Source organism: Croceicoccus estronivorus, assembly GCF_001625325.1.
In the GTDB taxonomy this organism is placed as follows: domain Bacteria; phylum Pseudomonadota; class Alphaproteobacteria; order Sphingomonadales; family Sphingomonadaceae; genus Caenibius; species Caenibius estronivorus.
The window spans coordinates 13,484-35,580 of sequence record NZ_JRQQ01000017.1 but is presented as its reverse complement, the minus strand read 5'-3'; the positions used below and the strand labels follow the sequence as shown (position 1 = coordinate 35,580).

General features: G+C 59.6%; 17 protein-coding genes. 3 read left to right on the top strand and 14 right to left on the bottom strand.

Annotation, left to right across the window (positions count from 1 at the left end; translation table 11 throughout):
* Positions 1–55: 55 nt before the first annotated feature.
* The 3 genes from MB02_RS17115 to MB02_RS17105 are packed head-to-tail and all read right to left on the bottom strand — an operon-like array spanning position 56 to position 4,182.
* Positions 56–1,588: a DHA2 family efflux MFS transporter permease subunit gene (locus MB02_RS17115; protein ID WP_067540764.1), complete on the bottom strand. Its 1,533-nt coding sequence runs from the start codon at positions 1,586–1,588 to the stop codon at positions 56–58.
* 10 nt (positions 1,589–1,598) lie between these two features.
* On the bottom strand, positions 1,599–2,723 hold the full coding sequence (locus tag MB02_RS17110) for an EmrA/EmrK family multidrug efflux transporter periplasmic adaptor subunit (RefSeq protein ID WP_067540783.1): 1,125 nt from the start codon (positions 2,721–2,723) through the stop codon (positions 1,599–1,601).
* On the bottom strand, positions 2,716–4,182 hold the full coding sequence (locus tag MB02_RS17105) for an efflux transporter outer membrane subunit (RefSeq protein WP_067540761.1): 1,467 nt from the start codon (positions 4,180–4,182) through the stop codon (positions 2,716–2,718). Before MB02_RS17105 ends, MB02_RS17110 begins: the two co-directional genes overlap by 8 nt.
* A gap of 89 nt (positions 4,183–4,271) precedes the next feature.
* Between MB02_RS17105 and MB02_RS17100 the strand changes: the two genes are divergently transcribed.
* Positions 4,272–4,937 (top strand): TetR/AcrR family transcriptional regulator, encoded by a 666-nt coding sequence (locus MB02_RS17100; RefSeq protein WP_067540757.1) that lies wholly within the window; start codon positions 4,272–4,274, stop codon positions 4,935–4,937.
* A gap of 44 nt (positions 4,938–4,981) precedes the next feature.
* Here MB02_RS17100 and MB02_RS17095 read toward each other — a convergent pair whose 3' ends face one another.
* Positions 4,982–6,952, bottom strand: coding sequence for an alpha/beta hydrolase domain-containing protein (locus MB02_RS17095; RefSeq protein WP_156495576.1), 1,971 nt, complete (start codon positions 6,950–6,952; stop codon positions 4,982–4,984).
* Positions 6,953–7,129: 177 nt separating this feature from the next.
* Here MB02_RS17095 and MB02_RS17090 point away from each other — a divergent pair, with 177 nt between their 5' ends.
* Positions 7,130–9,007, top strand: a complete 1,878-nt coding sequence (locus tag MB02_RS17090) for an ABC-F family ATP-binding cassette domain-containing protein (protein ID WP_067540751.1) — start codon at positions 7,130–7,132, stop codon at positions 9,005–9,007.
* 34 nt (positions 9,008–9,041) lie between these two features.
* On the opposite strand, the gene MB02_RS17085 is transcribed toward MB02_RS17090, so the two are convergent.
* Positions 9,042–9,305: a hypothetical protein gene (locus tag MB02_RS17085; protein WP_067540748.1), complete on the bottom strand. Its 264-nt coding sequence runs from the start codon at positions 9,303–9,305 to the stop codon at positions 9,042–9,044.
* A 15-nt stretch (positions 9,306–9,320) separates the two neighbouring features.
* Positions 9,321–9,992: a spermidine synthase gene (locus tag MB02_RS17080; RefSeq protein ID WP_067540745.1), complete on the bottom strand. Its 672-nt coding sequence runs from the start codon at positions 9,990–9,992 to the stop codon at positions 9,321–9,323.
* Positions 9,993–10,170: 178 nt separating this feature from the next.
* On the opposite strand from MB02_RS17080, the gene recQ reads away from it, so the two are divergent.
* Positions 10,171–11,940 carry a DNA helicase RecQ gene (gene recQ / locus MB02_RS17075; protein ID WP_067540742.1) on the top strand — a complete coding sequence of 590 codons (1,770 nt, stop codon included), beginning with the start codon at positions 10,171–10,173 and terminating at the stop codon, positions 11,938–11,940.
* A 91-nt stretch (positions 11,941–12,031) separates the two neighbouring features.
* Here the strand turns inward: recQ and MB02_RS17070 are convergent, their stop codons facing one another.
* The 8 genes from MB02_RS17070 to urtA all read right to left on the bottom strand — a co-directional run bounded on the left by MB02_RS17070 (position 12,032) and on the right by urtA (position 22,089).
* Positions 12,032–14,509, bottom strand: a complete 2,478-nt coding sequence (locus tag MB02_RS17070; protein ID WP_067540739.1) for a TonB-dependent receptor — start codon at positions 14,507–14,509, stop codon at positions 12,032–12,034.
* A 74-nt stretch (positions 14,510–14,583) separates the two neighbouring features.
* Entirely contained in the window at positions 14,584–15,357 is a 774-nt protein-coding gene (locus MB02_RS17065; protein ID WP_067540736.1) for an SDR family NAD(P)-dependent oxidoreductase, read from the bottom strand.
* A gap of 559 nt (positions 15,358–15,916) precedes the next feature.
* The gene (locus tag MB02_RS17060; protein ID WP_067540733.1) at positions 15,917–17,086 is read right to left on the bottom strand and encodes an acyl-CoA dehydrogenase family protein; all 1,170 of its coding nucleotides are present in this window, start codon (positions 17,084–17,086) and stop codon (positions 15,917–15,919) included.
* 138 nt (positions 17,087–17,224) lie between these two features.
* Positions 17,225–17,959: an urea ABC transporter ATP-binding subunit UrtE gene (gene urtE, locus MB02_RS17055; protein WP_235829569.1), complete on the bottom strand. Its 735-nt coding sequence runs from the start codon at positions 17,957–17,959 to the stop codon at positions 17,225–17,227.
* Positions 17,956–18,696 carry an urea ABC transporter ATP-binding protein UrtD gene (urtD, locus tag MB02_RS17050; RefSeq protein WP_067540730.1) on the bottom strand — a complete coding sequence of 247 codons (741 nt, stop codon included), beginning with the start codon at positions 18,694–18,696 and terminating at the stop codon, positions 17,956–17,958. Before urtD ends, urtE begins: the two co-directional genes overlap by 4 nt.
* Positions 18,693–19,820, bottom strand: a complete 1,128-nt coding sequence (gene urtC / locus MB02_RS17045) for an urea ABC transporter permease subunit UrtC (protein ID WP_067540727.1) — start codon at positions 19,818–19,820, stop codon at positions 18,693–18,695. Before urtC ends, urtD begins: the two co-directional genes overlap by 4 nt.
* A 10-nt stretch (positions 19,821–19,830) precedes the next feature.
* On the bottom strand, positions 19,831–20,724 hold the full coding sequence (gene urtB / locus MB02_RS17040) for an urea ABC transporter permease subunit UrtB (RefSeq protein WP_067540724.1): 894 nt from the start codon (positions 20,722–20,724) through the stop codon (positions 19,831–19,833).
* Positions 20,725–20,856: 132 nt separating this feature from the next.
* Positions 20,857–22,089, bottom strand: coding sequence for an urea ABC transporter substrate-binding protein (gene urtA, locus MB02_RS17035; protein WP_067540721.1), 1,233 nt, complete (start codon positions 22,087–22,089; stop codon positions 20,857–20,859).
* Positions 22,090–22,097: the final 8 nt, after the last annotated feature.

Sequence of the window (22,097 nt, the reverse complement as noted above, 5' to 3'; positions counted from 1 at the left end):
CTGCGGCGTCACAGTCAAAGGTAACCGGTTGCCATTCTTAATAAAATTGTGCCCGTCAGTGAGCGGCTGACTGATCCACCGGGCCTTTGGGTTTTGGTGATAGCCAGACAATTGCCGCCGCGAAAAACAGTGCGAACGAAGACAACAGGAACACATGATTGACGGCAACCGCGATTGCCTGGTCGTTCGCAATGTTCGCAACCATTTGCCACGCCTGATCGGTCGGGAAACCATTATTGCCGAGTTCCCGCAACACATCGTCCGGCCGCAAATTCGAAACGATTTCATTGTGCGCCACACGCTGGGAATCATCCCATAGCGTAAGCACCACAGATGCCGCGATCGCCGCAGCCATGGTTCGCAGGAAGTTCTGCAAGCCCGCCGCAGATGCCGTATCGGAAGGCGGCACAGCGCCCAGCGTAATCGCCGTCAGCGGCACGATGAAGAACGGCATTGCCACCCCCTGCACCATTTGAGGCAGGGCGATCGTCCAGAAATCGGCCTCACTGGTCCAATGCGTGGCACGCCACAGCGCCATCAGGCCCAGCCACGCGACCGCGCAGGAAACCATGATGCGGGGATCGACCCGCCCCAGCAGCCGGGCGGCGATGGCCGATGTGGTAAGCGCGCTCATCGCCGTGAACGCCGTGGCAATCCCGGCAAGCGTGGCAGTATACCCCATGGACATCTGCAGCCATTGGGGAATGATCACGATACTGGCAAAGTATGTTCCGAAACACAGCGCCAGGGCAATCACGCCGAATGTGAAACCCGGATTGGCAAAGACCCGCAAGTTCACCACCGGGTGCTCTTCCGTCAGTTCCCAGATCACGAAAACGACGAAGCCGACAATCGCGCCGATGGCTAGCGCCACGACCATCGGATCGCCGAACCAGTCATGTTCGCGTCCGATATCGAGCATGATCTGCAGGCATCCGATCCAGAATACCAGCAGGAACAAACCCACAGAATCTATCGGAACAGGGCGGCTTTCCGTCTCAAGCGGGCGCAGCAGCGCAAGTGTGGCCATCACCCCCAGAATGGCGATCGGCACGTTGATGAAGAAAATCCAGTGCCAGCTCCAGTTGTCGCTGATCATCCCGCCCAGAATGGGGCCCATCGCCGGACCGAGCAGAGTCGTCATGGCCCATGTCCCCATCGCCCGGCCACGCATTTCGGGCGGATAGAGCCGCAGAAGCAAGGTCTGCGACATCGGCATGATCGGCCCGCCGCAAAGGCCCTGTCCGACGCGGCACAGAACCAACATGTCCAGAGTGGGGGAAAGACCGCACAACATCGAAAACAGCCCAAAGCCGCACATGCTGGCGACGAACACCCGCACCGCACCGAAACGTTGCGCGAGCCAGCCGGTCAAAGGCACGCAAATCGCCTCCGACACTGCGTAGGAGGTGATGACCCACGTCCCCTGCGAAGCGGAAATGCCGAGATTGCCCGCGATGTGCGGCACGGAGACATTGGCGATGGTCATGTCGAGCACGACCATGAAGTTGCTGAGCGCCAGCACTATCCCGGCGATGAAGCGCCGGGACGGCGCGATCAGAGTATAGCTGGGCGGCGGGCCGGTCACCGAAGGATGCTCAATCGCCCGCCAGGTCGATCTCGACCTCGGTGGACAGGCCAACCCGCAAGGGATGTTCCGCCAGTTCCTTGGGATCGAGTTCGATACGGACCGGAAGCCGTTGCACGACCTTGATCCAGTTACCGGTCGCATTCTGCGCGGGAATCAGTGACATGGAAGCCCCCGTGCCGCCCGACAGGCCAGCAACCCGGCCATGATAGACGACCCCGCCGCCATAAAGGTCGGCCGTGACTTTCGCAGGCATGCCGATCTTTACCCTGCGCAACTGACGTTCCTTGAAATTCGCATCGACATAGACATTCGCCACCGGAACGATCGTCATGATGGGCGAACCCTGCGTCACGCGCTGTCCCACCTGCACCTGACGCTTGGTCACGATCCCGGCGATAGGTGCACGGATAACAGTGCGTTCATAATCCAGCTTTGCCGACTGGAGCCGGGCCTTGGCCGCCAGCACGGCGGGATCGGTTTCTTCGCTTGAGCCACGGACGAGAGCTTCGTTGGCCGCGTATTCTCCAGCAGCGGCGGCGCGCGTCGATTCAGCCTGTGCGAGATTGGCCTTCGCCGCTGCGTAGGCGTTGCGCGCCTGAGTCAGTTCTTCCCCTGACACAGCCCCACTGTCTGCCAGACGCTCGCGACGTTCCAGATCAATTCGCGCCTTTTCGAGATCCGCCCGCGCCTGCACGATGTCCGCTTCGCGCGCCTTGACCTGAGATGCCAGCGAGCCGCTGGTCGCCGAGGCCTGCCGGAACTTGCGCCGGGCCTCAGCCAGGTCCGCTTCTGCCTGCGCAATCGCGATCTCAGCATCCGATCCGTCCAGCCGGACCAGAATATCGCCACGCTTCACGCTGTCGGTATCGCTGACCAGCACCTCGACAGCCTGAGCGGACATGAGCGGCGTCACTTGCGCCATTTCCGCATTTACATAGGCATTGTCAGTGCTGACATAATTGCGACCGATCAGAAGATACCAGGCTGCCCAGAGAAGGCCGAGCGCGGCAACGGCCATGGCCAGCCGTAGCAGCCAGGTACGGCGCATTGCCTTCCGGCGGGCTTTTTCCTCCGCCTCTCGCCCGGCATCAGGGGCCGTTTCCGTCTGGGGAGTAGCTGCGGCATCAGCCATCGGTATCATCCTTGGGATCTGGAATATCGGACGGCAGGAAACCACCGCCGAGGGAACGGATCAAAGCAATGTCGAGTGTGAGCGCCCGTGCCTCCAGCTCCGCAACGGCTTCGCGGGTGGCCAGCATCCGGTCTTCCACATTCAACACGTCAATATAGCTCGAAAGCCCGCCATCGTAGCGCAAGCGAGCGATGTCCAGCGCTTGTTCAGACGCAGTCAGTGCATCGCGCGCATCTTTCAGCCGCTGTGCGAGCATGGCCCGGCTCGTGACAGCATCCGCCACGTCGCGGTAGGCTGACAGAACAGTGCCGTCATAGTCCGCAACAGCTTCGTCATACGTCGCACGTGCGACGCGATATTGCCCGCCAAGCGCACCACCATGGAAAATCGGCAGGCTGATGGCCGGCCCCACATTCCCTTGAATGGAATCACGTTCGATCAGCTGATCCAGCCCCAATGCCTGATAACCGATCAAGGCATCGAGCCGGATGGCCGGGAAGAAATCTGCCCGCGCGACCTTGATACGGCTAGCAGCCGCTTCCAACCGGGCCAGCGCCGCACCGATATCCGGTCGACGAGACAACAGATCGGTAGTGACCCCAGGCGGCAAGCCACGCATCGCAGGGGCGGACAATTGCGGTCGCTCCAGCGAAAGACCGCGATCGGGGCCTGCCCCAACCAATGCCGCGATCTGATTGGACCGCAACGCAATCGCTTCTTCAGCAGCCGCGAGATCAGCACGGGCACTGGAAACATTCGCGTCCGCCTGTTTCACACTGCCTTGCGTTTCGAGACCATTGCGCTGTCGCTGCACAACCAGTTTCTGGCTGGCCATGCGAATATCAAGCGTGGATTTGCGAATATCGCGTTCTTCATAAAGGCGCGCGAGATCGGCATAAGCATCGGCAATGCCAGTCGCCAGCATCAGACGGGCCTGCCGCGCATCGTACTGGGCCGCCTTCACTTCCGAAACTGCCGCAGCCAGCGCGGCCCTGTTCTTGCCCCAGATGTCCAGATCAAAGCCCAGGCCGACGGAAACATTGCCCGTATCGAGCCATCCCTTCGGTACGAATTCCTTGGGAAAGCCGTTGTTGTAGCTTTGCTTGTTAAACGCGGCAGAACCCGTCACATCGACTGACGGCAGCGATGGTGCCCCAGCCTGTCGTGCATAGCCCACCGCCTTACGGAACCGTGCAGCAGCAGCAGCGGTATCCGGAGAATTCTGCAGACCTTCTGCAATCAGTCTGTCGAGCTGCGGGTCGCCATAAGCAGTCCACCAGCTATCCTGCGGCCATTCACCGGCTTCACCCGCGAGGCTTCGTTCCGCAGCCACATCCTGTGACGCCAGCGGCACCGGTTTGGGCCCGAGATCGGGAACAGCCGCACAACCGCCTAGCCCGCCCACAAGCATCGTGGCAGCGCAAAGAAACAGGATTTGCGTCCGAGTCACCGAAATCATAAAACCGTACCAGTCAGTATGGATTGCGCCATTGCCCCCGGACACGCCACCTTGTCAATCAAAAAATCGTACCATATAGTACGGCTATTATGACGGCACGTTCATGCGACACGATAAGCCGCCGGGAGGCACGACGGCAGGACAGGCGGGAGGCCATCCTGACAGTTGCCAAGCGCTATTTCCTTGAACACGGCTATTCGGCAACAACAATGTCGGCCATTGCTGCCAAGCGCGGCGGCTCCAAGGGAACCCTGTGGAATTATTTTCCCTCGAAGGAAGCTCTTTTCACAGCCGTGATAGACCAGGCAACCATCGAATTTCGCAAGCAATTATCGGAAGTCCTGGACCCATGCGGTGACATCGCCCTGACGTTGAGCCGTTTTTGTCACAAACTGCTGGAAAAAATCACTTCGCCTGATGGGATCGCGCTCAGCCGCCTCGTCATCGCCGAAGCAGGCCGTTTCCCCGAGGTGGGAAGAATCTTTTATGATCGCGCCCCCAAGCAGACTGTCGCTTTGCTGGCGGACTTTCTTTCAGGAGCAATGGAGCGCGGCCAGATACGTTCCGATGATCCTTCCAACTGCGCCCAATTCCTCATGCATTTATGCGTCAGCCGATGTCAGCAACAACTCTGGCTGAGATTGACGGACACTCTCGGCCCTGACGACATTGCAGCCGAAGTGGAACGCACGATGGACCTGTTCATGCGCACTTATGCCGTCCATAAGCCTGCCCCGGAGCGCGAATTGAGCTAGCACCGGCGCATCGCGCGGCTAGGCCCTGCCCACGACGAGGACGACTACCTCGCTATCGCTTCCTCCATCCGGCGGGCGTCCTCAGGCAGCAGAAGACCCTCCTGTTCCAGCTTTTCTATTGAGGCATGGACACGATCCTGCCTTTCGGTACCGGGGTACCGCTCGGCCAGCGCCTGTCTGGGATCGTCGGGCTGTTCCTCCCGCGTTTTGGCAAACGGAATTTCCGACCCGAAAATGTTGCACAATTCATCCTCGGCAAATCCCGCCTTGCGCAAATTCCAGCCGAGATAAGTCGCCACTGGAACGTCGACAGAGGGAAGCCTGATGCCGGGTAGATCGTTGCCGTCCGCATCGACCTGCGGCACCAGCACAGGCCATTCCTGCGCACCCAATGAGGCAATTGGCTCGTTGACGACATCGGGCCAATGAACATCCATTGCGGACAGATCGGGCGACGCCAGTGTACCCGGCGACAGCAATTCCCCATCCGCAACTTGCGGCCAGCGGCTGGCAGGCGGTTCACTCCCGGTGGTCGTCCAATCCACCATAGCCAGCAGCAAAGCCCGTTCCACCGCCGTATAATTCAGCGAATTGGCCGGATATTTGCAGAAGGGCATGACAAATCCCGGAGCGTGCGACCCGCCAGCGATCATGAAGGCCCGCACGGATGGGGGGAACGCCACATCCATGCCATCGCCATCCGTGCCGACCAATGAAGAGCCAGCTTGCCAAAACTCCCCGCTGGTATCGATGTGGAAGATGTTGGGGCAGGTCCCATCCTCGCTGCAACGTGCGAGGATACCATCCTCGCGTTGCGTGATCGGATCGCGTTGCAAGCCATAAGCGAAGGGAAAATCAAAGCCGGGAGTCTCGTGTCCTTCATGCTGTCGGGAAAATTCTCCGGGCTGGGCAAAGCGCATATTGGTGAAAGTCCGTCGACCACCGGCAATCACAACCAGCATCCCATCGAATACTCGCTTACCCAAGGTGTCCCGGTTGAAGCCCTGCCATACGAAATCCCGCAGGAACCGCCCCGACTGGGACGCACCATGGGCAACTACCGTGTCATAGCTGCTGGCAGCACAAGTGTCGGAACCCTCATCTTTGCAAGCATTCGCTACGATATCGGCAAGAGGGTTGTCCTGCTCCGCACTGCCACTACGCAGGAACGACACCAGATCACGGACTGCGGCAAACCCCAGCCCCGCTACCGACGGATCACGGGCGACGTAGGACATACGATAGATTGCGCCCGCATCGTTGGTAGGCTTGTTTATCAGCCGTACATGCCGTTCATCCTCGAAACGCCAGTCGGCAGGATCCACGACTGTCGCGGGATCGCCCGCCCGCTCACGCACAGTCAAAATGGCGTTGCCCTGTCCAGCCTCGCCCAGCCCTGACTCATCCTGCCCCATCCCGAATGCCGGATAAGGCAGAGTAATCAGGTCGGATGCGGGATTATCGAAAATTGTTTCAGCCGTGATCCGGCCGGTAATTGGCCCACTCTCACCAGTTGCAATGGGGAGGCGGGCTCCGATCAGGCCTTTGCCGGCAATGTCCCCCTGCCAGCCGCTCCAAACCAATGTGAAGCCCTGCTGCATGAGGAAGCCATTACCCGGATTGTCATCCGCCATGAACGGCGCATCGTTGAACGTCATCAGCGGTTTCATGCCGCGATTGGCGACATCATAAATCATCACCTGGCGCGCCTTGGCCGCATCGACAGGCCGCAGGATCACCACATCGACATCGTAGGCGACCATGCCCTGTTCATCACGTGGGGCCTTGTCGAGATCGACAATCCCGGCATTATCCTGAGCCGACGGATCCGCCTCCATATGCGCCACTGCGACGATACGCTCGTATGCACCTGCCCCGCCGAACGACTGACCACCGAATGCCGGGGCTTTCGAAATCACTTCCACGCGCGGAAGCGGTTCTCCCGCATGTGCCATTCCACCTGCGATGCCTGTGGAAGCCAGCAAGATGACGGCCAGACGCATGATACGGCCCAATGCCCTTCTCCTCATCCATTTCGGACTCGTTCCAGTCCTTTGAAAGAGCGTCACTTCAACGGTCGGGAGCCAGCCGTCAATTCCCTGCCCGCGTCAGCAAGCAGTTTTCCCGGCTCGATCCGCTACGCCGTCCGTCAAGAGCTTCCGGTCGGCGGTCTCTGCTGCTAGGCGCCGCGAATGCTTAATCTCACTGGAATTACGGTACGCCTCGGCGGACGCACGATCATTGACGATGCCACGGCCAAGCTGCCGCCGCGCGGACGTGTCGGTCTGGTCGGACGCAACGGCGCAGGAAAGTCGACCCTGATTCGCGTCATTACAGGAATGCTGGAAGCCGACAGTGGCACAATAGCAATGCCGCGCGGCAGTCGACTGGGCTATATCGCGCAAGAGGCCCCGAGTGGCGACGGAACGCCATTTGAAACTGTTCTCGCCGCCGATACCGAACGCACGGCATTGATGGCGGAAAGCGAAGGATCCACCGATCCGCACCGGCTGGCCGATATTCACGAACGCTTGATTGCCATCGACGCGCATTCTGCCCCTTCCCGCGCGGCCCGCATCCTCGTCGGCCTCGGCTTTGACGAAGAAGCCCAGCATCAGCCGTTGGACAGCTTTTCCGGCGGCTGGCGAATGCGCGTTGCGCTGGCGGCCTTGCTGTTTTCCCAACCCGACGTGCTGCTGCTGGACGAACCATCGAACCACCTCGATCTCGAAGCGGTGCTGTGGCTGGAAGATTTCCTGACTTCATACCCGGCGACCATCCTCCTGGTCAGTCACGAACGCGATTTCCTCAACAACGTGGTCGACCACATCCTGCATCTTTCGGCGGGCAAGCTGTATCTCTACCCCGGCGGCTACGACGCTTTTGAACGGCAGCGTGCCGAACGGCAGGCACAGATCGCATCGGCCAGGGCCAAACAGCAGGCGATCCGCGATAAGCTGGAAGATTACATCGCCCGCAATGCCGTGAGGACCGCCACTGCCCGGCAGGCACAATCGCGCATGAAAGCGCTGGCGAAGCTGCAGCCTATCGCCGAAATGATCGACGATCCCACGCTGAGCTTCGATTTCCCCAATCCCGATCAATTGCGCCCGCCGCTCATCACGCTTGACCTCGCTGCCGTGGGTTATGGCGAAACGCCGGTTCTTAGCCGTCTGAATCTCCGCATTGATCCTGACGACCGGATCGCGCTGCTAGGTCGTAATGGCAACGGCAAGACCACGCTGGCCCGGCTGCTTGCGGCGCAATTGAAACCCATGGAAGGGGCAATGAACGTCAGCGCGAAGATGCGCGTTGGCTATTTCACCCAATACCAGGTGGAAGAACTGGATCGCACGGAGACTCCGCTCCAGCACATGACGCAATTGATGAAGGGTGCCACGCCCGCCGCCGTCCGGGCCCAACTGGGCCGGTTCGGCTTTTCCGGAGACAAGGCCACGACCGAGGTCAGCAAGCTGTCTGGCGGGGAACGGGCCCGCCTGGCCCTGGCCCTTATTACTCGCGATGCACCGCACCTGTTGATTCTCGACGAACCGACCAACCACCTCGATGTCGATGCCCGCGAGGCACTGATCCAGGCGCTCAATATCTATACCGGCACGGTTCTGATCGTCAGCCACGATCGTCACATGCTGGAAATGACAGCCGACCGTCTGGTTCTGGTCGATAATGGTACGGCCAGGGAATTCGATGGGTCGATAGAAGATTACATTGCCTTCGTTCTGGCCAAGGACCCGGCCGCACCGCGCAAGGATGAAGGTAATCGCGGGATCAACAAGAAGGATCAGCGCAAGGCCGCAGCCGATGCGCGCGAAAAGAACAAGGAACTGCGCAAGAAAGCCAAGGCAAGCGAGGCAGAGCTTGAGAAACTGACCAAGCTGCGCAGCGCCATCGACCACGCGATGTTCGATCCGACCTCGGCGGACAAGGCACTTGCCGCGTTGACGATGACCGAACTGATGAAACGCCGGTCCGAAGTGGAGAAGAAGATCGAAGCGGCTGAAGCCAGCTGGCTGGAGGCAAGCGAAGCGCTGGAAGCTTCTACCGTATAGGCAACCTGCATTCTGTTATTCGGCCGCTCTCGCTCTATTCCCCTTGCTGCGCGCGCTCCATCATCTCCATGAAATCGCGCGCAATGTTGCGATCCGCCTCCTCCTTGAATGCAACATCAAGGTCAGGAGCGGCTCCAAACATGTGCAGCAGGCTCCATAGCGCAAAGCGCCTTCCACGATCCTTTTCCATGCCGAAATCGACCCGCATCCGCTCAATCCCTGCCGCCAGCCCGTCGGGCGAAATGGCAGAAATGTCATCCGCGCCGAAGTAGCGACGCAACTGATCGTCGAAATCCATCGCAATCCTTCTCGTTCAAACCGCAGTGGCGAACCAGATCACGTGCATTGGCCCCTTGCCATTGCTGCGCGCCCGCACACCCACCTCATCAACCTGAAATCCGGCATTTCGCAATCGGGCCGCGAAGGCATTGTCCTTCCCTGCGGACCAAATCGCCAAAACGCCCCCGGGACGCAATGCCGCCTTGGCTGCCTTCAGGCCACGCGCGGAATAGATCCGGTCGTTTGCCTCACGCACAAGCCCGTCAGGCCCATTGTCCACGTCGAGCAGGATGGCGTCATAACGCCGCTGCTTCGCACCGATGACATCCGCCACGTCCGCCATCACCAGCCGTACCCGCGCATCGTCGAGACACCCCGCAGCCAATTCCTGCATGGGGCCACGCGCCCATTCGATAATTTCGGGCACCAGCTCTGCCACAGTTACTTCGGCGCTCGCCCCCAGATCCTTCAGCGCGGCACGCAGCGTAAAGCCCATGCCATAGCCTCCGATGAGAATACCTGGCTGTTTGACATGCGCAATGCGTGCGCAGGTCTGCGTCGCCAGAGCAATCTCGGAGCCGCTCATCCGGCTGCTCATGAGTTCGTTATGGCCCAATACGATCATGAAGTCGCGGTCATGGCGGTACAACGCCAGTTCCTCGCCACCGGGCACTTGTGCCGTTCCAATCAATTCCCGTGCGATCAAGCGCGATGCTCCACTGCTGGTCGCATTTGAGGCCTACGCTGGAGTGAGGCCATGCGGTTCCGTTGTCCGGCGCCCTCGCACGGGCCGCGCCTGGCCGCAAGCACAAGGCAATCAACCGCCGGAGGATAACAGGCGCCCGGGCATAGGCGGAAGCGCTGGAGCCCCCTATAGCCCCCCCATGCGCACGGACATGGTTACCCTTCTCCACGACGTTTTCGGATTCGAATCCTTTCGCGGCGTGCAAGAACAGGTGATCGGCAGAGTGATGGCCGGACTGGGGACGTTGGCCATCATGCCGACGGGCGCTGGCAAATCGCTCTGCTATCAGCTGCCAGCCGTTGCGATGAACGGATGTTGCGTCGTCATTTCACCGCTGATTGCCCTGATGCATGATCAGCTGAGGTCGGCCAGCGCTCTGGGCATACGCGCCGCCAGCCTCACGTCGGCCGATGCAGACTGGCGCGAAACCCAGGACAGGCTGGTCGGCGGCGATCTCGATCTGCTCTACGTCGCCCCCGAACGGGCAAGCAGCGACGGTTTCCGCAATCTCCTGGAACGCGCTAACATCTGCCTGTTCGCTATCGACGAGGCCCATTGCGTATCGGAATGGGGTCATGATTTCCGTCCCGATTATCGTTTGCTCAAACCTCTGCTGGACGCCTTTCCCGATATTCCCCGGCTGGCATTGACGGCCACTGCGGACGGTCACACACGCTCCGACATCCTTGCCCAACTCGGTCTGCCTGATGACGGATTGATCGTTTCAGGATTCGATCGGCCCAATATCCGCTACAGCGTGCAGCCTCGCGATGGGCTCACCCGGCAACTGGCCGATATTCTCGCAAACAATTCCGGTCCCGGAATCATCTATGCGCAGACCCGCGCGATGACAGAGCGGCTGGCGGAATCCCTGGGTGCGAAAGGCCGACGGGTGCTGCCTTATCATGCCGGGCTCGATCCCGCTGTGCGGGCAGCCAACCAAGCCGCGTTTATCGCAAGCGAAGACATGGTGATGGTTGCTACTGTCGCCTTCGGCATGGGTATCGACAAACCCGATGTCCGCTTTGTCGTTCATGCGGGGCTGCCCAAGTCCATCGAAAGCTATTATCAGGAAAGCGGGCGCGCGGGCCGTGATGGCGAACCTGCGGCGGCAACGCTTTTATGGGGCCCCGAAGATTTCGTCCGCGCACGTCAACGCATTGATGAAGTGGACCCTGCCCGCCAACAGGGCGAACGATCGCGCATTTCGGCTTTGGGCGCGCTGGTGGAAACCGCAGGCTGCCGGCGGGCCGTCCTGCTGCGCCATTTCGGCGAAGATCCACCCGCTACTTGCGGCAATTGCGACAATTGCCTGTCGCCACCCGCCTGCGTCGACGCAACTCTGACCGCGCAAAAGCTGTTGTCAGCGGTTTACAGGACCGGGCAAAGTTACGGGCTTGGGCATATCGAGGCGGTTCTGACCGGCAAGGGGAATGAGCGGATCGCCCAACGCGGGCATGACCGTCTGTCGGTTTTCGCCATTGTCGAAGCGGAGGAGGCCCCACTTCTCAAACCGGTCGCGCGGGCCCTCATGGTCCGCGATGCGCTCGAAACGAACGAACATGGCGGCTTGATGCTGGGGCCACTCGCCCGTCCGTTTCTGAAAGGTGACGAAGAGGTCGCTCTCGTCCTGCCTCCGGCCAGATCACGACGCGGCAAACGGCGAAACACGGAAGCCAACCCCGTGGACGATCCTCTGTTCGATGCCTTGCGTGCATTGCGCCGCGATCTTGCCCAGGAAGCGGGTGTGCCGCCTTATGTCATTTTTCATGACAGCACTTTACGGGAAATGGCAGAGAAGCGGCCTCATTCCGATGCGGACCTTGGCCACATCAGCGGCGTCGGCACGCGCAAGCGGGAGGCCTATGGGCGCGCATTTCTCGACGTAATCGCTACGTTCGCTACCTAGCTCGATACAGGAGCGCGCGAGGGCTGAGCCAGAATGACAATGGCCTGCCAGCGGAACATTCCACCGGCAGGCCATCGCAGTTTTCAGATCGTCAGTATTGGAAGGTCAGATCGATACCGTATGTGGCGGGATCGTCGAAGATACCTGCAGCGGTGATCCCCGTGTTGGCGACGAAGTTCAGCTGCTGCTTGTCGGTCAGATTGCGCCCCCAGACCGATACCATGGCTTTGGCCGGTCCTACCGGGATGTCCATTACCGAGGCACGGGCATTCAGCCTGAACAGCCCCTTCTGCGTGGTCAGGGCCTGCATATAGCTGTTGTCATAATCGATGTTCGCATCGACGAAGGCCTGATTGCTGAAGGTGTCGGTGCTGATGTTGATCTTCGAACGATAGTTGCCGTCCACACGCAGGGCCAGTTTCGTCTCGTTCATCAACGGCATGACATATTCCGCCGAGAGATTGGTCATGAACTTCGGACGGGCAGTTTCAGGATAGTCCTTCACTTCGGTAACGCTCGCATTCGCGAGCAGAAGCGGCGAGATTTCCTGATAGTCAAAGTCCGTATAGCTACCCGAGGCCGAGAGAGTCAGGCCCTCGACCGGAACGGCAGTGATCTCGAACTCGGCGCCATAGGCCCGCGCCTTGCCGAAGTTGGTCACGAACTGCGAGGAAGCAATCGGCTCGCAGATGTCGTTCGGCGAGACAATGCAACCCGACGACTGGAAGATCGGCGTCTGCAGGCCGGTATACTTTACGTGGAACAGGGCAAGGTTCGTACGCAGGCGACGGTCGAACCATTCCGCCTTAAGCCCGGCCTCCCACGATTTCGCCTTCTCTTCTTTGTACGGAATAGCCGGCCCCTGGAAAACCTGGTTAGTCACACTGTCGTAGGCGAGCGCACCGGCCGAAGTTCCGCCAGCAATGAAGCTGGTGACGTATTTGGCATAGAGCATGATATCGTCGGTCGGCTTGTAGCTCAGGTTACCGAGGAAGCTGAAGTTGCCCTTGGAATACTGATACGTCTGGCCTGGTTCACCCGCCGCAGTGTCAAAGAACGTCTTGTCGTCCTGCGTGTAACGGATGCCGCCCGTGATATCGAACCGGTCGTTCACATGGTAGGTCAACTGGCCGTAACCGGCCGTTTGCTTGACCCGGTAGTAGAAGCTGCGGTCGAAATCCGTCAGCGGTGCGCCAGGGTGGGCATTGCCCGGGAAGACTTGGAACACGTCCGTAACCTGTTCACCAAACGGGCTCTGCCCTGCCTTCGTGCGGCGGACATAATGGAACAGGCCCAGCGTTCCGGTAACCTTCTCCGTATCGATGTTGAGCTGCAGTTCATTGCTGAACTGGCGCAGCTTGTTGCAGCACCGTACCGACAGCAGGGCGATCGGCGCAAAGGCCGTGGGGATCGCGCCATCGTAAGCGATCGGAGTAGTCAACAACCCGGCGCCATCGAGATTCGAGGTAAAGGCGTTACGATCGTTGGACCGCCAACTGGTCGAATTCTTGATCGTCAGCCACTCGTTCGCATCATAATTGGTAACCAGCAGGTGCGACTGGGTCTTGGTGATGGTCTGGGTCGTGTTGTCATTGAACACCACCTTGCCGCGCTCGGTCTGGATATAGTCATCCAGCGTCGGGCCGCCGAAATACTGCTGCGATGCAACCAGTTGATAGGCGCCGACACCGCCCGGAGTGCCGGGGAAGCCGAGCAGATATACAGCCGGAGGAGCGGATTTCTGGCGTGTCCAGTCGAACTTGTATTCGAAGCTGAGGTCGGCCAGCGGCTCCCACCGTACAGCGGCATGGACCGCATCTGTCGTGCTTTCGTTGAGATCCTTGACCGAGGTCAGCTTGCCGACCTTGCCGGCAGTGTGATTGGTGTAATCCAGCGTCGTCTGCGTATAGTTGCGGACGTTGCTGCGCTTCTCGTTATGGAGATAGCTGACCGAAGCGCTGATGCCGTTCCATTCCGGCAGGTCGATGCGGGTTTTGCTGCGGAAGGAATTGAAGCGGGAATAGCTGAAGTCCTGCTTGATCCCGAATTCGCCCTTGGGGCCCGAAGTGATGTAGTTGATCGCGCCGCCGGTGGAGTTGGTGCCGAACAGTGTACCAGCCGGGCCGCGGATGATTTCGATCCGCTCGATATCGCTGATGTCAAACAGCAGACCGTTCAGAGCGCCAAGGTACACCCCATCGATATAATAGGAGATGCCGTTGTCGACCGTCGGGTTAGACGAAGCGCCCGACACTTGGCCGCGCATTGTGGTGGTCGGGATCGAACTGCCGCCACCCTGGACCGTAACGTAAAGGTTCGGCGCGATCGAACGCATATCGGCGATGTTTTCGATCCGGGCATTCTGGATCGCTTCGGAAGTCACCGCGGTCACCGCGACCGGGACGCTTTGCAGGTTCTCGGCGCGCTTTTGTGCTGTCACGACGATTTCCGCGACACCACCGCTCCGCTGCTCCGGCGCGTCTTCCTGCGCCAGCGCTGGCTGCGCGCCGCAAACTGCAAGTGCGATGGTCGGAGCCGACACACCGCCAACAAACTTCAGATACCTCATGCACATTCTCCCAATTTGCAATTTTCAGAAATTTTATTCATTATTTAGATAGATATATAACCCCACCCTGAAGATCAGCTTCCTTCAGGCAGGGGCGGAAAAGATGAAAGTGAAGCTGCATCGACCAGTTGCGCCTGGCCGTTGACGGCGGCAGCGTGGCGTCCAAGCAGGAACAGGGCTACTTCCGCGACATGCTGGGCAGACAGCGGACCGCGATATTCCGGGTCGGCCAGGTCGTCAGGCGACACAATCTCTTCCAGACCAGCCGCACCGGTCATACCGCTCAGCACCATGCCCGGGCATACCGCATTGATCCGCAGTCCGCGTGCAGCGAAAGCCGCCGCTGCCGAACGCACCAGCCCGACCACACCATGTTTGGACATGGAGTAAGCCGCCGCTTCCGCAAAACCGATCAGGCCCGCGGCGGATGCCGTGACAACGCATGCGCCGCCGGGGCGCAGGCGGGCACGCGCCTGCTGCACACCCAGGAATGTTCCGCGCAGATTGACCCCGATCAGACGGTCGAACATGTCGACGGTTACTTGTTCGAGAGGCACATACGGCTGAAGTATCCCGGCATTGAGGTATGCCGCATCAATTCCGCCGAATTCCCGTTCGGCCACATCGAACATGGCCTGGTTGTCAGCTTCGCTGGAAATATCCGCTGTGCATGCAATGGCACGGCCACCTGTTGCGGCAATCAATTCCACAGTGCGTTTTGCCGTGGCCTCGTCGCGATCGACGACAACAACGCTGGCCCCTTCCGCTGCAAGCCTCTGGCTCGCCGCACGGCCGATGCCGGATCCGGCACCAGTAACCAGGGCAACCTTGTTCTCGAAATCAGCCATGCAAAATCACTCCCTATTCCAAATCCGGCCCCGCTCAGTCCTTGAAAGGAGCAGGACCACTCAATTGTCAGTTCAAGTTTCAACCGCCTGCGGAACACGCGCTACCAGGGCAAGAACCCGGTCTTCGCTATCCGCATAGATTTTCGTGATGTCTGTAGTTGGGAAATTCGCCGATTGCGCGATGCCGGTCTTGGGCTTTCAACCCGTCCACGGCCATATCCACCATCCGCCATGCAAAGCGGAGCCAGCCCATCCCCTCTCCTCCTTGTTTCGCATGCGGAACGCCGCTTCGGCCCAGGCACACACTTAAACTTGGATCTCGGTATATATGGAACACTCTGGAATGCAATGCGCAGGCAAGCATGCTTTGCCTTCATTTCACACACTGTGTGAAAGTAGCAACGGTCAAACGCAAGAATATGATAATTAAACGGTTTTTATATATTTAATGCATTCACAATATTGTGCCCCCCGACACCATCAAGAGGGTCGAGCAGGGGGCTCACCTGCCCGATTTCAATCGCAATGACGTGATGATGCAGCCATCAAAAAGCGAGCGCTACCCTTCCACTCCCAGCATGAGCTTGCCAAGGTTGATCGCAGGCGTAGCTGGCGTGTTCGATGCGTGCTGACCGATAACGAGAATATCCGAATAGATTCCCGCCAAGGGCCGGTCGAGCCGGATTCCGTTGGCACCCGCAGCGCGCATCAGGTTGAGCGCCAGTTCCTGACAACGGTGAGGAACATTGGCGCTCTTCAACATATACAACGTCTGTTCCTCAGGGCCGAGCAACCGCCCCTCTTCCCCGATCTGGCGCATTTCAGCCAAATCCCGCCGCATGGTTCCTTTCATCTCCTCCGCCCCGGCCTTTGCCTGCCCGAGAGCGGCCTGCACCATGGGATCACGGGCTACGCGTTCGCTCAATACGTTGAGACGGTCTGCGGTATAGCCGCAGAAATGCTCTATCATGCCCTCCAGACCACCCAGCGCGGCGCTGGATACCGCACGAACGAACAGCGGCATGAAAGGAACCCGAAATAGGGGGCCGTCGTTCAGCCGGGTCCCCGGATGTGCGGAAGAATCGAATATGGGGAACCGCTGCACCCTGTGTTCGGGCACGAAGGCGTCCACGACCTCGATGTCCTTGCTGCCCGACCCTTGAAGGCCCACGACGTGCCAGGTGTCGATAATGGCTGCGTCGGATCGAGGGACCAGGAAGGAATGCATCCGCTGCATCAGCGGCCCATCTTCCCCCTCGATCGTACCGCCCAGGAAGTTCCACTGACAATTATCGCATCCGCTGGAGAATGACCAACGGCCTGACAGCCGGTATCCTCCCTCCACCGGAACGGCGGTGCCATTCGGTGCATAGGGCGAACCAACCAGCACGCTATCGTCCTGGCCCCAGACATCCCTGGCCGCCTGATCGTCATAAAAAGCGAGGTGATAACTGTGTACCGCGATTACGCCGAACACGAAGCCCATACTCGCATCGCCCCGCGCCAGCGTAGTCAGCACTTCGCCGAATACCTCCGGGCTCATCTCGTAACCGCCGTATCGTTTCGGCTGAATCACCCGGAAGAGCCCGGCGTCTTTCACTTTGGCAATGGTTTCGGGCGTCACACGTCGTTCTCGCGTATGATCGGCTGCTTGTTCGCGAAGAAAGGGTACTAATGCCTCCGCACGTGCGATCAGTTCGCTAGGCGAAGGAATTTCTTTTTCCGGCATAACCTCATCCCCATTTTTTCTCATGGGATACAAGACCAGCCTGGATGCGCAAGTTTCGCCTGAATTTCCTGGCCACTATAGACAAGCTGTTTCTGCAGGCACCTAAATCAACGCGATTTTCGGCTCAGACACACCGCTCTAAACGTGGATCAGGGAAGCCACTTCATCGGCAGGCGAAGTGTCAGTGCGCCCCTCCTTGATGATGCGTCCCCTCTGCATCACAAAAAAGCGATCGGCAAATGACCATGCGAAATCGAGATTTTGCTCCACGATCAGGATCGCAACGCCCAGTTCCTTGCGCACCCGCATCAGTGCATCTTCGATCTGCTGCACGATATTGGGCTGAATCCCCTCTGTCGGCTCGTCCAGCAGCAGGAGTTCCGGTTGCCCCGCCAGGGCTCGCCCGATGGCCAGTTGCTGTTGCTCACCCCCTGAGAGAACGCCTGCCTTGCGGTCGGCGATCTGCGTCAGCTTGGGGAACAGTTCGAACACCATGTCGGGTATTTTGCGGGGACCGGAAAAACCCTTCCGGGCCAACGCAGACAAGCCAACCTCGAGATTTTCCCGAACCGTAAGATGCGGAAAAACGTGGCGTCCCTGCGGGACAAAACCGATCCCGGCGCGCGACCTTTGATGCGCCTTCATCGCTGTCACTTCATCGCCGTGCCAGTAAATGTGGCCTCCCAGGACAGGCAACTGCCCCATGATCGTTTTCAGCAAGGTCGTCTTGCCGACTCCGTTACGGCCCAAAATGGTTGCGGCGTCCCCCTTGTCGAGATCGAACGCGATTTCCCACAAGACCTGACCTTTGCCATAGGCTGTGCTCACTGTCCGCAGGTTGAGCAACTGGTTCGGCATTTCAACGGCCATCATGCCCTCCCGAGATAGATTGCGGCGACTTCCTCATCCGCGCGAATTTCCGCCAAGGTCCCTTCCCGCAACAATTGCCCTTGGTGGAGCACCACCACGTGCCCCCCCAACTGGGCAACGAAATCGATGTCATGGTCGATGACCAGCACCGCATGCTTGCCGACCAGCGCCTTGACGATTTCGGCAGTCTGCGTGCTTTCCGCCGCGCCCATACCCGCCGTAGGCTCATCGAGCAGCAGGAGTTCCGCATCGGTCGCCACGACCATGCCGATCTCCAGCCATTGTTTCTCACCATGCGACAGATTTCCGGCAAGCTCGTCCCGGCGAGGCCCCAGCCCCACCATTTCAAGGATATCTTCGGCCCGTTCCCTCGCGGCAGCCTCACCCTTGCGGCCAAACTTGGTCCACCAACGCCTGTCTTTCGTTGCAGCAATAGTGAGGTTGTCGATTACCGATAGCGCCACGAGTACACCGGGCGTCTGGAATTTCCGGCAGATGCCAAGCCCGACGATATCGTGTTCCGGCTTGGCCTGAATTTCCTGCCCGCGAAAAAGAACGGTGCCGGTCGTGGGACGCACGCGACCGATGATTGAATCGCACATCGTGGATTTGCCCGCCCCGTTGGGGCCGATCACCACTGTCATGCTGCCGCTTTCTATCGTCAGGCTAAGGTCGTTGATCGCCTTGAAGCCGTCAAAATCGACAACGACATTGCGCAGTTCCAGCATCGGGGCACTCATGCGCCTGCCTCCATTTGTGGGGGCGCGGTTTCAGTGGCGGAATACCTCTGCAGCGCCTTGTCTTTGCGCCAGCGGGCGAACATATCCCCCTTGCGCAGGGCCCTGAACGGATGGTCTGCCCCGAACAGCCCCGCGATCCCCTTGGGCAGGACAGTAACCGCGACAATGAACATCAGGCCCAGGAAATAGAGCCACAATTCCGGGAACGCGGTAGAGATCTTGTCTTTGGCGAAATTGACGAACAATGCCCCGGCAAGTGCCCCGGCGACGCTATGACGTCCGCCGATTGCCGCCCAGATCACCATTTCGATCGAAGGCACGACGCCAACCAGCGCGGGTGAGATCACCCCGGCATGCAGTGTGAACAGCGCCCCCGATACGCTGGCCAGCAGGGCGCCGACGGTAAAGGCAATGATCTTGTATGGCGCCGGATCGTAACCGAGGAAACGCATCCGGTTCGAACCATCGCGGCTGGCCCGCAACAGCTTGCCAAAGCGCGATGCAATCAACCAGCGCAGACCGAAGAGAGAACACACCGCAAGGATCAGTGTCGCGAAATAGAGCCCTACCGCAGTCGATGGCAGGTTGAGGTTGAACCCGAACAGTGTGTGATAATCGGTCAGGCCGTTGAAACCGCCCGTCATATCCTGCTGGCTAATCAACAAAGTCGCGAATGCCAGTGCGAGCGCCTGGGTAATCAGCGCAAAGTAAACGCCCCCGATCCGCCGCCTGAACATGGCCCAGCCGATCAATCCCGCGACCAGTGGCGCGACCACCAGCACGGCAATGATCGCCAGGATCGGGCTGTGAAGCAATTCCCACCACCAGGGAAGTTTCTCCACCCCGGTCCAGACCATGAAGTCGGGCAGTTCATCCGGCCCCAGGTCCGCCAGCTTGAGATGCATGGCAATGGCATAGCCGCCGATACCGAAGAACACCCCTTGTCCAAGGCTGAGAATGCCGCCCTCCCCCCATAAGAGAACAAGGCCCATTGCCGTCAAAGACAAGGCAAGGAAACGCCCCAGAAGATTGAGGTCATAAGGCGTGAGCAACCACGGTGCAGCCACCGCGAGGGCAAGGAATATGCCCCCTGCAAGCGCCTTGGCAGGAAAGGTTGTTGGCATCGCTGCGATCCTATTCTGCATCGAGGGCACGCGATTTGACGGCGATAACGCCCTGCGGCCGGAACTGGAGAAAGACGATGACAAACAGCAAGGTCAGGACTTGCGCGAAACTGACATCGACGAAGATTTGCGAGAGTGCCGTAATCAGGCCGATAATCAGCGCGGCAATCGTCGTGCCGACAATGCTGCCGAGCCCGCCAAGGATGACGACAAGGAAAGCGGTGACGATATAGCTCTGCCCGACACTGGGCGTCACCGGCCCAAGCAAGGCCAAAACGACACCACCAAGACCCGCAACAGCCGCGCCGAGCGCGAAGACAAAGCAATCGACGAGGCGCACGTTCACCCCCATCGCCGCGGCGGTCGGACGATCCTGGTTGACCGCGCGAACCAGCAGGCCGATCCGGGTATAACGAAGGATTGCCGCCATACCGAGCAGCACCCCGATGGCACTGACGAGAATGAACAGGCGCAAGGTCGGCAGCTGGAGGCCCGCGAGAGTCAACCCGCCGTCGAGCCAGGCCGGTGCAGTCACGGAAACGCCAGTCGCACCGAACAGGTCACGAGCCGCCTGCTGCATGATGAGACTGACACCCCAAGTCGCAAGCAGGGTATCGAGCGGTCTCGCAGTCAATTTGCTGACCAGCGATATTTCCAGAAAGCCACCGAAAATTCCGGCACCGAGGAAAGCGAAGATCATGGCCACGAAGAGGCCCAACGGCCCCGGAAACAGGCTCATCGCCATATAGGCGAGATAACCGCCCAGCATCAGGATTTCGCCATGGGCCATGTTGATGACCCGCATGAGCCCGAAACTGAGCGCCAGCCCCAGCGCCGCCAGCACATAGAGCGACGCGACGCTGAAGCCGTTGAAGAGCTGCCCGGTTAGAAAGATTGCGTCCATGTCATGCCCCCTGTCTGGATTTCGGCTGTCTGGATGTCGGACGGCAGAGCCCCTTTCTGCCCCGGGGCGGTGGAGCGCTCCCGGGGCAGGCGGCGGGGTCACCGCGCCACAGATGATGCCGCTGTTCTCACATCATCCGATCTTGCAGGTCTTGCCCGGGAAGGTGACCGGATCGTAGGGATCGGGCTTGATCGCTTCCTTTGAAGACCAGAGGATCTTGAACTGGCCATCAGCCTGCGACTGGCCGATGTAGGCTGTCTGGATCAGGCTGTTGTTGTCCATGAACTTGGCCATGCCCAACGGGGTCGGGATCGCATCCAGCGTAACGGCGGCTGCGCGCACCTTATCCGGATCGGTACTGCCGGCCTTTTCCACCGCGGCCTTCCAGGCGTAAACGTCGAGATAGCCGTGCACCATCGGATCGGTAATCACGGAATCACCGCCAAATTTCGCCTTGTAGGCAGCAACGAACTTCTTGTTCTCTTCGTTGTCGAGGCTCTGGAAATAATTCCACGCGGCATAGCCGCCTTCGACCAGCGACGGGCCCATGGCCATTGCTTCCTGTTCGCCGATGGAGAACGACATCACCGGAACCACTTTCGGGCCCATGCCAGCCGCAGCCATCTGCTTGAAGAATGCCACGTTGCTGTCGCCGTTGAGCGTGTTGAAGATGATGTCGGGCTTGGCGGCCTTGATCTTGCCCACAACGCCAGAGAATTCCGTGCCGCCCAATGGCTGGTATTCCTCACCCGACAGGGTCAGGCCATCCTTCTCGATATGCTTTTTCAAAATCAGGTTGGCAGTGCGCGGATAGACATAGTCCGATCCGACCAGGAACATTTTCTTGTAACCCTGTTCCTTTGCCCAGTCATAGGCAGGCAGCGCCTGCTGGTTCGGCTGCGCACCGGAATACATGATGTTCGCGGAACATTCGTTGCCTTCGAACTGCACCGGATACCACAACAGGTTCTTGGTCTTTTCGAAGACCGGCAGCATGGCCTTGCGACTGGCAGAGGTCCACCCGCCAAAAACGGTAACCACGCCATCGTTCTCGATCAGCTTGGAGGCCTTCTGCGCGAAGATCGCCGGGTCGGATGCCCCGTCCTCGATAACCGGAGCAATCTGCTTGCCCATCACGCCGCCTGCGGCGTTGATCTCGTCGATCGCCAGTTGAGTGGCATTCTTCACGGTAACTTCGCTGATGGCCATCGTGCCGGACAGCGAATGAAGCACGCCGACCTTGACGGCATCACCACCGGCGTCCGCCGCGGGCGATGCCTCTTCACTGCCCTTGGAACAGGCCCCCAGCATTGCCGTGCACACCAGCGCAGCGGCGAGGAACGTCCTCTTTGTCATGATATTCATGTTCTGAA

Coding starts and splice junctions, on each gene's coding strand:
- MB02_RS17110 (WP_067540783.1), bottom strand. CDS start 2,723: ATGGCTGATGCCGCAGCTACTCCCCAGACGGAAACGGCCCCTGATGCC.
- MB02_RS17105 (WP_067540761.1), bottom strand. CDS start 4,182: ATGATTTCGGTGACTCGGACGCAAATCCTGTTTCTTTGCGCTGCCACG.
- MB02_RS17100 (WP_067540757.1), top strand. CDS start 4,272: ATGACGGCACGTTCATGCGACACGATAAGCCGCCGGGAGGCACGACGG.
- MB02_RS17090 (WP_067540751.1), top strand. CDS start 7,130: ATGCTTAATCTCACTGGAATTACGGTACGCCTCGGCGGACGCACGATC.
- MB02_RS17085 (WP_067540748.1), bottom strand. CDS start 9,305: ATGGATTTCGACGATCAGTTGCGTCGCTACTTCGGCGCGGATGACATT.
- recQ (WP_067540742.1), top strand. CDS start 10,171: ATGCGCACGGACATGGTTACCCTTCTCCACGACGTTTTCGGATTCGAA.
- MB02_RS17070 (WP_067540739.1), bottom strand. CDS start 14,509: ATGAGGTATCTGAAGTTTGTTGGCGGTGTGTCGGCTCCGACCATCGCA.
- MB02_RS17065 (WP_067540736.1), bottom strand. CDS start 15,357: ATGGCTGATTTCGAGAACAAGGTTGCCCTGGTTACTGGTGCCGGATCC.
- MB02_RS17060 (WP_067540733.1), bottom strand. CDS start 17,086: ATGCCGGAAAAAGAAATTCCTTCGCCTAGCGAACTGATCGCACGTGCG.
- urtE (WP_235829569.1), bottom strand. CDS start 17,959: ATGATGGCCGTTGAAATGCCGAACCAGTTGCTCAACCTGCGGACAGTG.
- urtD (WP_067540730.1), bottom strand. CDS start 18,696: ATGAGTGCCCCGATGCTGGAACTGCGCAATGTCGTTGTCGATTTTGAC.
- urtC (WP_067540727.1), bottom strand. CDS start 19,820: ATGCCAACAACCTTTCCTGCCAAGGCGCTTGCAGGGGGCATATTCCTT.
- urtB (WP_067540724.1), bottom strand. CDS start 20,724: ATGGACGCAATCTTTCTAACCGGGCAGCTCTTCAACGGCTTCAGCGTC.
- urtA (WP_067540721.1), bottom strand. CDS start 22,089: ATGAATATCATGACAAAGAGGACGTTCCTCGCCGCTGCGCTGGTGTGC.